A 16,408-nucleotide genomic window follows, 5' to 3' on the forward strand; every position below is an offset into this window, starting at 1 on the left:
TAAACAATGCTGAACATCGGCATTATGTATCCGTTGGTTGAGGTACCGCTGAATACAAATACTTAAGACTATTAATGGTATCTTTTGCTTTAACATAGGCATCCTCACCCTGCTTTGCTGTCACAATGCAAAAGGCAGAACGTTCAAAGCTACTGCTAAGGTGTGAGACAATATCGCCCTCAGTTTTCATAATGACAAAGTGTGTTACAGCATCGTCATTTTTCAGGCTGGCTGTATTTTCGACTTTTTCGACTTTAAATTGGCCAGTAAAAGAAGGGGCTAGAAATGCAATTGCTGCACTTCGTACGGGCGTGACCGACGCTGGGAGCTGAGATGCAATTTTTTGTCCCAGAGATTGTTGGATGGTGAGTGTGAGCAAGTCAATTTCTGTGGCCTGCTTAACCAGCTCGAATATCCTGTCTCCCCCCAGCCGGGTGTGCGTTTCTATGAATCTGGGACCTTGTTCAGTCAGGATGATTTCTGTGTGTGAAGGGCCATTTTGGATCCCAACTACTTCAATGATTTTGCTAACAAACTGGTGTATTTGCGCCTGCTGTGTTTCGCTAATGGGGGCTGGCACCATATGTCCCAGTTCAACAAAGCTGTCCGGATGCTTGTATTTTTTGGTCACCGCGACAATATAAGGCAGGCCATCTTCCGAAATGGCTTCCACGCTGAACTCTTCACCAACCAGGAATTCTTCAAGTAGGAAGGGGTATGTAAGGTGTTCAAGTGCGCAGTCCAGCGCTTGTTGATCATAAATTTTTTTGACATCCAGGCTGCCGGTTGCAGCTAAAGGTTTAATAATGACAGGGAAGCCATGTGTGGCGACGAAATCTTCCACTGTGCTGAGGCCCTCAGCCACATGATAGGCTGTTTTATCTATATTGTGCTCGGCCAGCAGAGCGCGAGTTAAATGCTTATTGTGGACCTGCTTGATGGTTTGTTCAGATACTGGGAAAGGGAGCGCTAATGCCTGGCTGATCTTGAGTGCATGCAATTGCAAGTCATCGTTGTAGGTACATACTGCATCAAATGGGGTGTGTTGGTGAAGTAACACCGCATGCTCCAGGAAATCGTCTTCTGTTGCGTTATCAGCAAAGCAGAATACGCCCTGATAGCCAAATTTAACATCTGCTTCGAGCGCCGCGCTGAGCTTTATGAACAGTACTATGTCATGGCCCATGGCTTTCAGTACTTTATGTGCAGGCCTGACGGTTCCCAGTAGCAGCACTCTCATTTTTTTACTGACATTGTCCTTACTCATTCGGCTAATTCCTGTTCGGTTGATGATGGCTTAATGGTTTTTATGTTCAACTTACGCTGTACATCAGTCAGTGTTGTTGTGACACATTGAGGCTTTTCCCCCGCGATGAGCACGAACCCAGAGCGGCTGGAAGAGCAGGTCGCTTGCTCAACACGGTCCCCTTTATTCAATGTAATATTTAGTTTGATGACGCCAGGTGTGGCACTGGCTTCGTGATGGCCTTCAATTGCAGAGAAAATGCCAGGCTCTGGTGTGAAGAATCTTACCGCTGCATGGTTAAACTCAGGGGGGTGCCTGGGCGATGGCAGGTTTAACAGGCTAGCCACCGTTTCCATAAACAAATCGACGCCCCGGGTGAGCCTTACCATTTCCCAAATACTATCACCGCCGGGCCTGGGTTGTGTTTCTATGATGTAGACTTCGCTATTGAACACTTTTACTTCAGTATGAGAGGGACCGGTCTTCATGCCAATTTGGTCCAGTAACCCTGTCACTGCTGATGAAATTTTTCGTGCCACTTTTGCAGACAGGTGAGCGGGTTGATTGTGCCCTAATTCAACAAAGTGAGGGGCACCCGTGGTGAGCTTCTCGGTGATGGCGAGTATTTCGTGCTTACCCTGCTTGCTAAAACTCTCGATGCTATATTCATCGCCACCAATAAATTTCTCTACAATCAATGTTCCTGATGTACATTGCTGACAATAGATGAGAGCACTGTTTAGCGATGCGGGAGAGTCGACCTTACAAACACCAATGCTGCCCACACCCTCTTCAGGTTTTATGATAACCGGATACCCCAGGTCAGTGCAGGCATTGCTCAGCTCGTTTAGATCAGTGATCGAATGGTAAGGGACGAGTGCACTGGTATTATGTGGCGCGTTGGCAATGGCGGCCCTCATCAGGCTTTTGTTTTTCGCCAGCTCTACTGTTAGCGTATTACAATTTCCCGGGATATTGAGCCACTCAGAGACTCGGGCTGCGCCAGGCAGGCCCCGTTCAGTAAATGAACAAACAAGATGTAATTGATGATCTGTATGTATTCGGGTGACTTCGTGTTTCAGGTCAGTAAGCTGTTCATAATCGAGCTCAGTACTAAACAGACACAGCCTCTTTTGTGATGCATCCAGTAACCCGGGTTTTTGGATAAAAAAGAGCGTCAGTCCGAGCGACGCTATGGACTCTAAGTGATAAACACTCCCGCCAATTATCAAAACATTCTTGCTGTTCATGGCATCTCTTAGGCAGTGGTTAAGTTAGCAATATAGGCTTCGTATTGCTTTGAAAGAAACTCAAAACACGCGCAGTTGGTGTAATGTCTTCCATTCAGAGATGCCGCGCGAACCACGCCAGCCGCGGTACCCGTCAAAAGAATTTCATCTGCTGTTTTTAAGTCATAGGTATTGATTGAGCGTTCAACCAGGTCATAGTGGCTGCGTTTGAGTAATTCAATACAGATGTTCTTGGTGATCCCGTCCAGTGCACCGTCTTTAAGTGGTGGATAGGAAACCTGATTGCCAGATACGATGAACAAGTTTTCGGTGGTGCATTCAGATACATTGCCTTCGCCATTTAACATTACGGCTTCTTCCGCCCCTAATGCAGTCGCTTCCATTTTGGCCAGAATATTATTGAGATAGTTAAGTGACTTGATCCTGGGGTCCAGAGCGGAGGCTCTGTTACGGGTGACTGAACTGATGATCAGTTTAATGCCCGCATCATTATCGTACAGCTTGATTGGGCTTGCGATAAGGATCACGGTTGGTTGTTGGCAGCTTCTTGGGTCGATGCCCAGTTTTCCTTCTCCTCGGGTGACAATCAATCTGATGTAACCATCACCTTGATGGCTTTTCGCCACGTCATTGAGAATGTGCAGCATGTCGGTTTTGCTGTATTGGATAGAAAGATCAATGGCTTTTGCAGATTGATACAGCCTGTCTACATGCTCCTCGGCGAATAGCACTGCGTCACCAAAAAAACGAAACCCTTCAAAAATCCCATCTCCATATAAAAGCCCATGATCCAGCACACTGACCACTGCATCCTGTTTTTCTACAAACTGCCCATCTTTCCAAAATATCATCTAGTTCACCTTATCCAATGTAAGAATACCTGTGTTTTTTAGTGCACAATCAGCCGCAAAGACGGCGGTGCCGATATCTCCGACCCAATATCTGTGTTTAAACTGGCCGACCTTCTCATGGGTTTTCAGACTACTGGCAATCGCGGAGTCACAAAACTGTTGTGCTTTGTCTAACCACATCGCATCGCCTGTTCTGCGGTACATAAACAGAAAGGCGTAACCATTGCCGGCGGTTCCGTGGCATATCCCGCCAACTGATTTGCTTAATGGCCCTGCTTGCCAGGTCATATTGGCAGCTTGCTCCAACATCCGTTCAAACGCAGGGTCGTGGCTCTGATAGCCTGCCAGGGAGGTCACTATGCCGGGCGCGCCATGACACCATTGCACCAGCTTTGCTGTCCGATGCGGTCTGGGTGTGCCAATACTTTGCGCCCAGTTGCAGCACGTATCACTATTGAGGCGGGTGTGAGCTAAAACGTCTACGGTATTGGCAAAAAATTCATCGCGCGCAGGAAAGTCTGGTAAGAGTGACTGTGAAGCCAGTATGGCGTGCGCATTGCCCGCATAACCGTGTGCAGCACCAAGGTGATAGACGGAGACGCCATCTAAAAATTGTTTCCAAATTTTGTGCTGACCGTCAGGTGCGGGTTCCAGTTTGTAAATCATGGAGGCACAGATCTCTTGATATAAGTCTAACCAGCGAGCTTCTTGCGACAAGCGGTGCATATGCAGACAGCACAGTGCACAGGCGGATTCTCCCCAAAACAACTCGTTTGATATCAGGCGTGCATGTTGCAGAGTAAGCTGAAATATCTGATCAGCGATTCTGTTGCTTGGGTTGATCAAATATCGAAATAACAGAATACCTGACAGACCAAAAAACAATCCTGTTTCATAGTTGGGTGTGCTGTTACTGAGAAAGCCCTGCTCCAATTCGGCGCACTGTTTCTCAAGATCGATCTTTGGTTGTACGCCGAGCTGTTTGCAGAGGTAGTGGTAGCCCCACAGAGCACCCAGTTCGCCATTGTAGAGTGTATAACTCCAGGATAGCGGTTCGTGAACTGCGTCGTATAGCTCGGTCAATTCCGCCGGGACTTCATGTGCGATGGGATGATTGTCCGCAGTCGCCGAACGCTGGTTCCTCAAGTATTCATATTCTTCTATCACCCGGCGTACATAGCTTAGAGGGTCTGCCTGGTTTGCTGTCAGCGCCGTGTGTCTGTGGGATTCCCAAATCATATACTAATCCAGTTTAGTGTCTTGGTTCGAAAGAAAAAGTATTTTTGTACCAGGTGTTTACATTCTGAATACAAGCATCAAGCTGAGCAGGAGTATTGGCTGCTAACAGACAGCAAAATAGGTGACTCACTGAATTGCTGCCGCCGTTATAATGCTGGCCATGTATAAAGTTGGCGTGGTATTCAATAATCCCCAGATCTTGTGGCACCGCATAGTTTTTGACTATCAAGGTACCTGTTAGTGGTGGAAACAACAGGTAGGCGGTGTACTCTGCCGGAGTAGGTGAAAAGTCGTTGCGATGAAAGGTTTTTCCCATCTGTAGCTGAATAAAAATGTGATTGATATCGATATTGAATGCTCTGGCAATAGACTGAGGTATCAAGGCTCCGGCGGGCCGTGACGCAATTTCACACAACAGAGGGTTGTTACCGGGTTGGTAAAAGATCTCACAGTGAAACACGTAATTTTCTGTGTCGGGCATAGCCTCAATGACACGCTTCGCAAACGTTTTAAGAATGCCGGCATCATCACTGTGCTGTGACAGTAAAATACTGCCATGTGTTTGACCATCCAGAAAGGACAGGTTCGGCGAAATATATTTGTGAACGCAACTAAAGACTACCTCTCCTTGACTGACAATACCATCAACATGATAAACGTCATAAGATACAAACTGCTCAAGCATCAGGCTCTGATACTTTTCAAGTTGTGGGTAATCACCGACTGAGGATTCGTCCTCCAGAATGAAGGTATCCCGGCTGCCTGAACTATCCAATGGTTTGATAACCATTGGGAAGTCATTCTGTGTGCTCAACTGGGCAGTCAGGTTAACAGGACTGACTTTCGTAAAACCAGGAACGTCAATGTGCTGGGCGGCACACAGAGATTTCATTACGTATTTATCTCTAAATGCGTTGGCGGAAGTCAGGCTTTGACCTGCGATACCGAACTGTGCTCGTAACTGTGCACTTAAAATTGTATCTGCTTCGACATGGAACAAAACCAGGTCAATGTGTCGGTTATTAATAAACGACAGTACTTCTTCTAAGACAAAGGGAGCCGTCTGTGCATAACACACTTCATCTGTGGTTGTTTCATCCACCAACTCAGCCGGGCAAGATGTCATCAGTAGCAGGTGGCAGTTTTCAAAGGTCTCTTTGGCCCACTGTGATAACTTGAATGAGCATTCACCCAGGAAGTTTTTGTGCTGCAGAGCCAGAATATTCATTGTTCTCCCTCTTGCCACTCAATATATAAGTTATCTTTAACCTGTTGATGAAAGTGGTGCATGTCCTGAAATGTATGATGCTCAGAAATGATGAAGCCGGGATAAGATGTACAAAGTGGGTAGCCCGGAACATAGTCTCCCTGTTTGTAATTGGTGACGACTCGCTGTGTTTGCGCCACTGAATTAACCCATTCCAACCCCTGATAACCGGTAAAAAAGCCACCTGTGCCTAATGGGATCACGTAATTACCCGCATATTTTGACTTTTTACTTTGAAAGGTGGCTGGGTCAAGTGCACAGCCTGTGGCAAGTTTAAAGCAGGCCTCAAATAGCTCGATCCCAGAGGACAGTCTGATCAACTCAGCAGGTACCCCAGAACCTCCCACACGGGCACCCACTTCAATGATGTACGGAATACCGTTACAAACACGCAATTCGGTGTGGGATGGACCATTGCGCAAGCCCACCGCTGTCAATGCACGCTCCACGGTGGTGACTATGCGTGCTTTTAGGGTTGCATCCAGTTGTGCAGGTACCTGATAAATAGATTTTTCAAAATAGGGTCCCTGACAGTCTCCCTTATTGCCTATCGAGATAAACTCCAGCTTTCCGTCAACGGAAAATGTGTCACAAACCAGTTCCTCACCCTGTACATACTCTTCAACAATAATGCCGCCCTTATCGACATAAAGAGATTCTTTGTCCAGTGAACGTGAGTTTGACGTTTGGGTGAGTTCAATAGCCGCTTTAAGTTCTTGCTCGTTATTGGCCTTAATCACTCCAATACTGCCAGCGCCTGCTGAGGGCTTTACGACAACGGGGAAGCGAATTTGAGTCATGTCTTCAATATGCCTGCCATCGACAAAAAAAGGCTGGGGTATGCCTGCTTCTGTCAGTCGAGTTCGCATAATTAGCTTGTCACGACACGCTATGGCACATTCCAAACCGTTATGTTTGAGCGATGATTTCACACAGGCTTGCTCGACCCAGGGGATCAGCTGCTCACGCATGGTAAAGATGCCATTTAAGTTATGTTGGCTAAAAAAAGTTGCAAATTGCTCGTAACTTGATTGAGGCGCACCAAACAAGTCCAGTTCAATGATGTCTTTGCAAACGGGAGAATCCGTAAAGCAGGTTTCACCTTGACACACGACTTGATAAATCTCGTACCCGAGCCGTTCAGCCGCTTCAAATATAAAGGTAAGCCCGGCAGATTTGTGACCAATTAAGGCAATTCTATTTTTGATCATTTGCTAATCCTTAATTCGTGATGTTAAAGCAAATATCTTGTCTTCAATTTTTTGTCGATAATGGTCTGGGAGTTGGCAATCTTTGAGCCCTTGCTTGACCAGTGCTGCATATCTGCTTCCAGGGTTGCCTTCTTCCGGTGTTGTATAGTTAGCAATATATGTCAGAGCCCGGATTTCTTTGCCATCTTCGCGAATGAGTTGCACCTCTTTTTCGGCATAACGATTTTTGAAGAAAGCTTCGCGAACTCTGATTTGATTGAGTTGCGAGTCGTTAATCTTGAAAACCCCACCCCAAACCTGCGCGGTATGATTGGCTTCAATGTTAAGAAAGCAATCCAGGCCATTTGTCGATGGGTAGTTAAACAAAAGATCGTACTTTGGCAGCATAAAAGCACCGGCAAAAATCCCTGCGGCATTCTCTTGGATGGTCTCAGACAGAGATTTGAAGTTCATACAGGAACCATAAGCAAAATAGTTAAACATCAGAACTTTCCATAGCCTCTTTAATTAAAGATAGGAGTTGTTGCTCAAACAATGCGTTGTTGTCGGGGTCCAAGCCTACGCTGACTCTGAATACCAGGCCCTGCGGTTGAGCTAGTCGTCGGCTTTGCATATCTGTATAAACCAATACCGGCTTACTTCCCCCCAGCTGTAGCCAATTTTGAGGTGAGCAAGTTGTTCAAAAATACGCCGTTCGTTCACTGCGTTCCGTGGCAATAGGAACGAGAAAAGTGAACCAGGCAAACCTGTGTTGTAGCCGTTTTGGTCAGTAAAATTGGTATCAAATTCGGGATAAATCAGCGCCAGCTCTGGACATTGTTGTCGCAGAGATTGAATCATTTGTAGGCATTGGCTGTTCTGTTCTTTGTACCTTACCTTGAGAGATTCCACACGTTGGCACAATGCATATATCGGATTCTGATCCACATAATTGCCCATAATGGTGGAGTATTGGGCCAGAGGTGCTTGGTTGTGCTGTTTACAGGTGACTGAACCCATAAATATGTCAGAGCCGCCAGACATAAATTTGGTACACGAGTGAATACAGTAATCAGCTCCCAGTTGCAGAGGTTTGCAACTTAGGCCTGCTGACCAGGTATTGTCTACCAGGCTAGTTGCATCGTGCATCTGGCACTGACTGAGGATATAACGAAGGTCGCATACATCTAACGTCATTGAGCCGACAGGCTCCAGATATACAATTTGATACTGCCTGAAATCCAGCGATTTAACGACATCGTTATTATAAATCGCTTTATAAACAACCCGTATATTCAGCTTTTTTGATAAATAATTTAGGAAGGATTTAGTAGGCTCGTATATGTTGTCAGATGCTAATATTGTATCCCCACTTGAGGTGATGGCAGATAAGCAAGTTGTGATAGCCTGAAGTCCACTCGAATAGAGTTCAGTATAATCTCCACCTTCTAACTCAGAGATAAATTGACATAGGTGCTCTTTGACAATATTTCCATGACGCCCGTAAGTATATTTTTTCTTTGTTTGGTCTTTGAATTCTTCTAAATTCTCAAAATAAACAGTTGAAGAATAAGTGATAGGGGGATTCGCAAACTCTTTGAAATTCATTTTTATATCCCCCTTAGGTGTTTTTTAATTAAGCTTCAGCGAGCTTGCGCATCGCTTTAACCGTATGGGTACCATTTTCTGAGGCAATATTAAGCACCTCTTTGGTTAGTTTACCCACGGTCATCTGAGCATATTCGTGTGCATACTCTTTGTTAAAGTCACGAATGCCGTTAACACGACTGAACCACTCAAGGCGTGAAGTCAATGCACCGCCTAAGGTGATCAACTGCCCTGGAAGGAATGCAATGTTTTTCTCTTTAAGCAGCTCACAAATGACGTCGCCGTAGCGTCCCTCTGGTAGGCATAAGTTATGGGCCAGCGTTAGATAGGTGTCTCTGGGTAAGACTTCGATAGGAGAGTTTTCGAGCTCTTTGCCCCAGGTCGCTGCTACGATCAATCCGCCGCGAGACAAACACTCAGCGGTAAATTCACCGTACACTGACTCAAATACGGTGACGCCCTCAGGAGGCTGTACTGTGCCAGCGTCATACTCTAAATCGCAAACTGCAATATCTTTGAAGTTTCTGTTGATAAAGTATTTTGTCAGGTCCGTGCCCATAGCGCCTGCTGAGCCAATGATTGTGACAGGAATAGAAGTGTCGCTAACGAATCCAGCCTCTTCCATTGCGCCAATAATGCCAGAGGTAGAGTAGCTAGATTTACCGCCACAGCCGCCAATGTCGCAGCTAACACCCAGTACATGGCTGGTATGTTTGTACAGGTAATCTGAACAGTCTGCGAATTTTCCAAAATCCGGAGTAAGCTTTAGTACACCCTCTAATTCTTCAAGCTTGGCACCAACTTTTTCAAACACTTCATCTATCGTGGCTTGAAATTTAGGGTCGGAAGGATTAGACAAGACTTGATAAATGTCGTTATTCTTAGGTCTGATAAGGCAACGTCCACCACCCACTTTACTCTCCAAGAGACCTTCAGGTAACTTGCTGTCTTGTGGTGAAATGGTTAACGCGAAATTAATCAGAGTGTTCTTTAGCTCGCTTTCGCTGACGATCAAACGTACCAGATCATCATGAACTTCTTCATCTGCCTTTTCTGGCTTTACCAGGCGAGAACCACCGTAATAGTAATCCATGCCGGCTTTTTGCTGATATCCAATCCAAACATCCGCGTTATCTGTAGGAATTTTAAACACCATTTGGTCAATCATATTTCTTCCCTAATTGAAGAGTTATTGAAAATTCGTGTTTTTTGGTGACAAAGGGATTTTTGTTATGAATGAAGTTCATGTGTTTATTTTGCTTTGTCAAAAAGTGAAAAAAATGTACCCAAAGTCAATTTAACTTGTCAAGCGACTCCTCTGCGGGGTTTTCTTATATAGGTACATTGTTGGGTTTTTAATCCTTAAAAGCCAAATAAAGTTTCATGAGTTGAGCCGGGGGATCTGAGTTGTACTGACAACGTAGTGACTTGTTTATTGTTTTTCTTAAATCGATGGTTTTCGTCAAAGTCACTCAAAATTAAAGGTTTATTTCGTTTTTTTTGTTGAGTTATTTTGTATTGTTTTTCTCAGATTTTTAGTGAGGACTTGTCTTTTCTTTTTTTAAAAAGAGTTTTGTATTTTGGGATTATTTATTTAACTTGAAATTTAATCAAGTTACTTTTCGTTTTCTAGCTTGTAAGGCTGGGTTTTTCTGCTTCTTTTTTCTCGGATTAAATTTCTTGTTGCAGATGGGTATATTTTGATTCAGTATAATTTCTCGGATTGCCTGAACAGGATTTTGAGAGGGTGTTTTGAGTATAAATTCAAGAATAATACTTTTGATGCTTGGGGAGTTTGCAATTAACACCGGTAGAGGAGCATTAACTCTGATACTCGGCGCAATTCTTTACCAAGAAACTGGTGGGCTCTGGGCATTTGCTCTGGCGTTTTTGAGCGATTTTATCGTTGCGCTATTTATACAGGGTATCGCTGGCGCCGCAGTTGACCGATTTGGGCCCGGGAAAGTACTGAACTTGTCCCTCGGTATCAGTTCTTTGCTGTTATTCGCTTGCTGGGTTTTGATATCTCAGTTGAGCTCCACCGCGTTATTTATTTTTTCTCTGGCTGTATTACTTAATATTTTTCGCCCATTTATACGAACAGCGGTGTTCGCTTTGCTACCGGCGCTATTCAGCCAATCTGAACTCGAAAAAGCAAACGGTGCTGTGTCACTTGCATTTCAGGTAGGTCAGTTTGCAGGTATGGCGCTTGCAGCACTTAGTCTTGAATTGGGCACGCATGGCACAGCTATTTTTACTGTGTTAATGGCCTTTGTTGTCAGTACTGCCTGCTATTTGATGATTAGCGCCAAATACCTAAATCTTAGAGTGCGTTCAGATGTGAAATCTAAAATTATTTCCTGGCGTGCCTTCACTGAAGTGTTGGCGCACGCAACCATACTAAGAGGGTGTATGATCGGCTCAGTGGACTATGCCCTGATTGCTGTTTTTAATCTATTACTGGCGCCTGTTGTTGCGCATAATTTTGATAATCTCAGTCGCTGGCTGGGTATACTGGATGGTGCGTTTGCCCTTGGTGCTATTCTGGCAGGTGTGTTTGTTATAAAGCAAAGTAAGGATATAGGGCTTAAGTATCGATACTCTTTACTGGCGCATGTCAGTGCAGCACTCTTATTTTTGGGGTATGCACTACAATGGCATGCATATCTGATTTTGTTGTTGGTACTACTATTTGGCTTATCCACGACTGTATCTGTTGTAATGTGGAACACAGCATTACAGAAGAGTTCTCCCGAAGCGATGCATGGCCGTGTTGCCAGCGTAAAATATATCTTTAACACGCTTGCGGTTACATTGGCGATTGCCTGTGTATCTTTTGCTAATGAACAGTCATTTCTCGTTGCTACCTACGCGGCGGTGACAACCGCAGCTGTCTGCTTTGTACTCGCTTTTGTGCTGATGCGATATAGAAGTTCTCACTCGCTGAGTTTATCGAGAGAAAGTTGACGCTCACAGAGCAACCGTCAGGCTCTTTGGTTGCTCATCGATATGCCGTTAGTTGCTTATTTCTAAGTTAGCGTATGGGCTTTGCGTGTTTCCTAAAACCCACTTGAAAGATCGCTAAGCGCTGGTTACTCTTGCTAAAACAAGGAACTAACATTGAGCCGCTGCGTGCCGGAATTTCTCCCTCTTAAGAACTATCGTAAGGCTATCAGCATTGCTTTGCTGGTGCCTATGCTACTGGCGGTGGTACTCTGTTTTCATCTATATCAGATCAAACTTGAACGCCAGTATCAGGTGTATCAGGCCCAGTTTTATGTACTTGCAGGGCAAGTCGAGCAGGAAACGCTGGCCGCACAAACAGTGATTACCAGTATTCGCCATAGTCTGGCGGAGCCTATTCGCTACCAGTTGGATGAAAATTGGCAACAAAATATTCGCCAGCAAAGCGGGTACTTTTACCGGCAGCTTCCCGATAACGGAGGGGAAGTGGTCGGGCTGGGCAGATTTGTTCCCACAGCTGCACTGGTTGAACAGTGGCAGCAAATTATGGCTTTGGGTCCAAGTTTTGATACTGCTTTGGCCCTGATTGATGAGCTCGAAGCCGTGGTATTTATTCAGGATAATGGTTTTGCCTTTGTTAAACGGCGCGATACCAGCCAGAGCAACTTATTGACGGCTATAGTGGAGTCGCGCTTTACACCGCAATTCAGCCAGGGGATCACCGCCACAAGTATGCCAACACGGGTATTTGGCAAGCATTATTTTGCGCTCGGACAGCGCCTGACCAGTGGCTCGCTTGCACAGATACTGCTTATCTACGATGTCGATAAACTGGCTGGACGATTACAACAGATGACCTTTGGTGGTGGGGAACTGGCGTTGAAGGGCACTCAGCCCGGCGTAACCTTGGCTACCAGCAAAGGGTTTCGAGAGCCAGAAGCGAATCCTTCGCACAATGATAAGCTTCCCTGGGAAGGTGGTGTGCGTTTTAGTTACCAGCCCCCAGCTCAGCCTTTTACACTTCGTTTTGTTCAGAGTGAAGCAAGCTTTTCTGCACCTGCGAGGTATGAAGCATTACTCGAACTAGGTTTTCTGATCTTGTTTATTGTGTCTACCTTTGCAGCTTATGTATGGCTCAACGCCCAGGTATTTATTCGCCCCCTTAAGCATTTTGTAAAGTACCTAACCTATCAGGAAAATACCCCTGAAACGACGATGAATTATGCGGTTCCTAGAGACTGGCAGCCATGGTTTATTGAAATCAAACGGGTTGTTACACAAAAGCGCAATGCCTTACAGCAGTTGCAGGAGAACAACTTAAGGCTTGATGAACAGGTTCAGCAGCAGAAGAAAGCACTCTCACGAAGCCTTGAAGCCAAAGAGCGCCAGGCCGCCTTACTTAAAACTGTACTAAATTCAGTGCCTGATCTGGTTTACTATAAGAACATCGATGGATCTTTTATTGGCTGCAATGAGGCGTTTGAGCGGTTTATTGGAGTAGAACAGGTTGACTTGGTTGCGCACGAGCATCACGAAGTCACCGAACGACATCTGGCCCTGCTTGACCTGGAGCTGGCAATGAATCGCCAGGAGCAAAGCCTGACAGATACTCTGTTATTGGAAGGGCGCAGCTATCTCATCACGGTTTCTCCGTTATATAACGACCTGCGAAAGCGTATTGGCACTTTGGGGGTTGCCCGGGACATTAGTGAACAACAACAGGCGCTGACCGCACTCAGGGCATCGGAGCAAAATTTTAAAGCGGCAATTGAGTACGCGCCAAATGGCGTGATCTTATTGTCTATCGACCGGCTTGTGTTGGAGCTCAATCGGACGGCGCGTAAGTTATTCGACCGAGTAGATATTGGCAGTAGTCTGTACAGTGTGTTTGAAGATGCAGATGTCGAAGCCTTAAATGATGTACTGGATCATTGTTTACACGAGCGACAGGGAGCCAGTGAACTGAGTCTGGCCCAGCAAGACCCAAAACGCTGGTTGCATCTGAGTGTTTCTTTGGTCTGGGACAAACAGAAAAATCCAAAGTACTTCGTAATCCACGTGCAAAATGTCACGGCGCTCATTCGCGCCCGGCTTGATGCCGAACGGGCCAATCACGCCAAAAGCCGTTTTATTGCCAATATCAGTCATGAGATCCGTACACCTATTAATGCCATTCTGGGCCTGGTGAGTATTCTAAAACCTGCTTTGGATGAACGGAAGGAGCAACATAAGCTGGAGCAGATTGAAAGCGCTGCTCAACAATTATTGGCGATGCTAAACGATATTCTCAATTTTGCCCGGCTTGAAAGCGGACAGGGAAAATCTAACAACCAGCCGTTTTGCATTGTTGATCTGATAGCTAACTTGAGTAGCTTAATTACGCCTTTAAGCAGTGCCAAACAGTTGGAATTTGAAATTGAGGTTGAGCCCTTTATCTGGCCCAGGTTGATTGGCGATGAGGCGCGTATAAAGCTTGTGTTGATGAACTTGCTGGGGAACGCGGTGAAGTTTACTGAGCATGGCCGGGTAGGATTGACCTTGTCCCTGCAGCAGGATAACCATGGTCCGGAGCAGGCCATAAGATTCTGTGTTTGGGACACCGGCCCGGGCATTAGTGAAGAGGATCAGGCGCGCTTATTTGATGCGTTTACTCAGGGGAATGAAAGTAGCTCACGTCCACATGAGGGCATTGGACTCGGCCTGGCGATAGTGAAACAGGTTATTCAATTACTTGGGGGAGAAGTCACGCTTTCGAGTAAACCCCAGGTAGGCAGCCGGTTTGAGTTTACTCTACGCTTAGAGCGCGCGGCATTGGCAGAAGATGACAGCCGTAAATCTCTGTTTCTTATTTTGGAGCAACAAGGGCCTCTGCCTTATCTTGCCCATCAGGGTATACGCCAGGGAAGTGAGACGGAATTGAACACACTCAATACAACCAGCTCTGTTTCCTATCTGGCCTGTGACAACGCAGAGCGTGTTCGTAGATTAAGTCAGACTGAGTTTGGACGAAAAATACACTGGCTGGTGCCTGATACAGACTCTTTCACCGACGCACTGCCTGCAGAGTCTGATGCCATCAGGTTGTCAGCACCGGTGTTTTACCAGAGCTTGAGTGTGTGTTCACTGGAAAGGTCGGTCACAGATTCACCAGGCACCCATACCTTAACGCCTTTGTTGTGTATCGTGGTGGATGATAATCCGGTAAACCTGGATATCAGCAGAACTGTACTGGAGCAGCGCGGGGCAACCGTGATTGCGCTTAGCAATGCAGAGAATATAGTCACCATTTGTCAGAAGCTGCGCCCGGATGTGGTATTGATGGACCTTTATATGCCGAATATTGATGGTTACGAGGCCAGTCGACAACTGCGACGACAATTCGACGGTCAGGCACTTCCTATCGTAGCGCTGACTGCGAATGCTCATGAACAGGAAAAGCAGCAAGCGCTGGCGACCGGACTCAATGGGTTTTTAGTAAAGCCGATCACACCCGCTGATTTGTGCCTGGCACTGCTGGAGTATGTGCCAGCTGGTGAGGTTGTGTTTGATTATTCGTTCGCACTGACACAAATGATGAATAAAGAGGCGTTGCTACGCACTATGCTCGAAAAGTTTGCTAAGCTTTGTGAAGAGTATATGACGAGTTTGCAGGGTGTTGAAAGTGCTACGGAACTGGCGAGCCTGGCACATACCATTAAAGGATCTGCTGCGGGTCTTGGTTTACGCCGTCTGGCAGAGCAGGCACGTCAATGCGAAGCGCAGTCAAAGCAAACTGATGAGTTAGCATCTGACCAGTTATCTGACCAACTCTATATGGCTGTAGAACAAACTTTGTGTTTTATTTCGTTGTGGCTAAAAGGATAAGAAAATGCACAAATCGGCCCACATTCTGGTGTTAGACCCGGATCCCCTTAACCGTGTGGTACTACAAAACACCCTGGAGGAAACTTACTTCGTTACGCTGAGTTCATCTCGGGAGCAAGCTCTGGGGCTATTAAAAAGTAACGGTATCGACCTTGTCATCATGGACAATCAACAACTCGGCGGTGCAACAGAACCTTTTCTGCAAGCGTTGAAAGCAAATGTCGACACAGCACTGTTACCTGTTATCGTGATCTCCGCCAGTGCCAGCTTTATGGATGAAGCAGACAGCCTTCAACAAGGCGCGGTCGATTACATTACCAAGCCGTTCAACCCAAATATTGTCAAAGCCAGAGTAAAAATCCATCTGAGCAACAAACAGCGAAACGACCAGCTGTCCCAGCAAGTTCTAATCGATGGCATGACGTCGCTACCCAACCGTCGTGCATTGAATGAAACTTTAACAACCTACTGGCGGCAGTGTGCGTCGGGTGTGCGGCCTTTGGCGGTATTTGTGCTGGGGGTTGACCATTTTGAAAGTTACAATCAGTTATTTGGTCACGCGAGTGGCGATGAATGTCTCTGTAAAATTGCCCAAGTGGTCTCCGGCTTGATAAACAATATGGATGGCTTTACGGCGCGACACGATGGCGGGCGTTTTGTGGCGTTGCTTCGTGATATCAGTGAGGTAGAAGTGCTTGAAGTGGCAGACGCAATCCATAAAGCGGTGGCTGCGTTAGCTATCCCGCATCCAGCGTCGCCGACTTGCGCGCATGTGACCGTAAGTGTGGGTATTTGCTATACCAAAGCTGATTTTTCCAGGGACCACTGCGAGCCGTTAGATCAGGCTGCCATGGCGCTTAATGATGCACGTGAACGCCAGCAAAAAGCGGTATTGAATGTAGTGTAACGGGTTCAGAGTACAAGACTCT

Annotated in this window: 12 protein-coding genes; 3 read left to right on the forward strand and 9 right to left on the reverse strand. The window is 46.1% G+C overall.

The window, feature by feature from the left end:
• Positions 1–22: 22 nt before the first annotated feature.
• The 9 genes from ELR70_RS09935 to ELR70_RS09975 all read right to left on the reverse strand — a co-directional run bounded on the left by ELR70_RS09935 (position 23) and on the right by ELR70_RS09975 (position 9,819).
• Positions 23–1,267 (reverse strand): ATP-grasp domain-containing protein, encoded by a 1,245-nt coding sequence (locus ELR70_RS09935; RefSeq protein WP_054016457.1) that lies wholly within the window; start codon positions 1,265–1,267, stop codon positions 23–25.
• On the reverse strand, positions 1,264–2,496 hold the full coding sequence (locus tag ELR70_RS09940) for an ATP-grasp domain-containing protein (protein WP_054016458.1): 1,233 nt from the start codon (positions 2,494–2,496) through the stop codon (positions 1,264–1,266). Before ELR70_RS09940 ends, ELR70_RS09935 begins: the two co-directional genes overlap by 4 nt.
• A gap of 8 nt (positions 2,497–2,504) precedes the next feature.
• On the reverse strand, positions 2,505–3,347 hold the full coding sequence (gene ilvE / locus ELR70_RS09945) for a branched-chain-amino-acid transaminase (protein ID WP_054016459.1): 843 nt from the start codon (positions 3,345–3,347) through the stop codon (positions 2,505–2,507).
• Positions 3,348–4,586 (reverse strand): LanC-like protein, encoded by a 1,239-nt coding sequence (locus ELR70_RS09950; protein ID WP_054016460.1) that lies wholly within the window; start codon positions 4,584–4,586, stop codon positions 3,348–3,350.
• A gap of 13 nt (positions 4,587–4,599) precedes the next feature.
• Positions 4,600–5,814: a hypothetical protein gene (locus ELR70_RS09955; protein ID WP_054016461.1), complete on the reverse strand. Its 1,215-nt coding sequence runs from the start codon at positions 5,812–5,814 to the stop codon at positions 4,600–4,602.
• Positions 5,811–7,064, reverse strand: a complete 1,254-nt coding sequence (locus tag ELR70_RS09960; RefSeq protein WP_054016462.1) for an ATP-grasp domain-containing protein — start codon at positions 7,062–7,064, stop codon at positions 5,811–5,813. The genes ELR70_RS09955 and ELR70_RS09960 overlap by 4 nt, the downstream gene beginning before the upstream one ends.
• A gap of 3 nt (positions 7,065–7,067) precedes the next feature.
• Positions 7,068–7,547, reverse strand: coding sequence for a gamma-glutamylcyclotransferase family protein (locus ELR70_RS09965; protein ID WP_054016463.1), 480 nt, complete (start codon positions 7,545–7,547; stop codon positions 7,068–7,070).
• A 111-nt stretch (positions 7,548–7,658) separates the two neighbouring features.
• Positions 7,659–8,651, reverse strand: a complete 993-nt coding sequence (locus ELR70_RS09970; protein WP_128064558.1) for a PLP-dependent transferase — start codon at positions 8,649–8,651, stop codon at positions 7,659–7,661.
• Positions 8,652–8,679: 28 nt separating this feature from the next.
• Positions 8,680–9,819: a hypothetical protein gene (locus ELR70_RS09975; RefSeq protein WP_054016465.1), complete on the reverse strand. Its 1,140-nt coding sequence runs from the start codon at positions 9,817–9,819 to the stop codon at positions 8,680–8,682.
• 584 nt (positions 9,820–10,403) lie between these two features.
• On the opposite strand from ELR70_RS09975, the gene ELR70_RS09980 reads away from it, so the two are divergent.
• The 3 genes from ELR70_RS09980 (at position 10,404) to ELR70_RS09990 (ending at position 16,386) form a co-directional block, all read left to right on the forward strand.
• The gene (locus tag ELR70_RS09980) at positions 10,404–11,618 is read left to right on the forward strand and encodes an MFS transporter (protein ID WP_128064559.1); all 1,215 of its coding nucleotides are present in this window, start codon (positions 10,404–10,406) and stop codon (positions 11,616–11,618) included.
• A gap of 153 nt (positions 11,619–11,771) precedes the next feature.
• A complete protein-coding gene (locus ELR70_RS09985; protein ID WP_054016467.1) occupies positions 11,772–15,479 on the forward strand; it encodes an ATP-binding protein in 3,708 nt (1,235 codons plus the stop codon).
• Positions 15,480–15,483: 4 nt separating this feature from the next.
• A complete protein-coding gene (locus tag ELR70_RS09990; RefSeq protein ID WP_054016468.1) occupies positions 15,484–16,386 on the forward strand; it encodes a diguanylate cyclase in 903 nt (300 codons plus the stop codon).
• Positions 16,387–16,408 lie beyond the last annotated feature (22 nt).

The sequence above is a fragment of the Pseudoalteromonas sp. R3 genome, from assembly GCF_004014715.1.
In the GTDB taxonomy this organism is placed as follows: domain Bacteria; phylum Pseudomonadota; class Gammaproteobacteria; order Enterobacterales; family Alteromonadaceae; genus Pseudoalteromonas.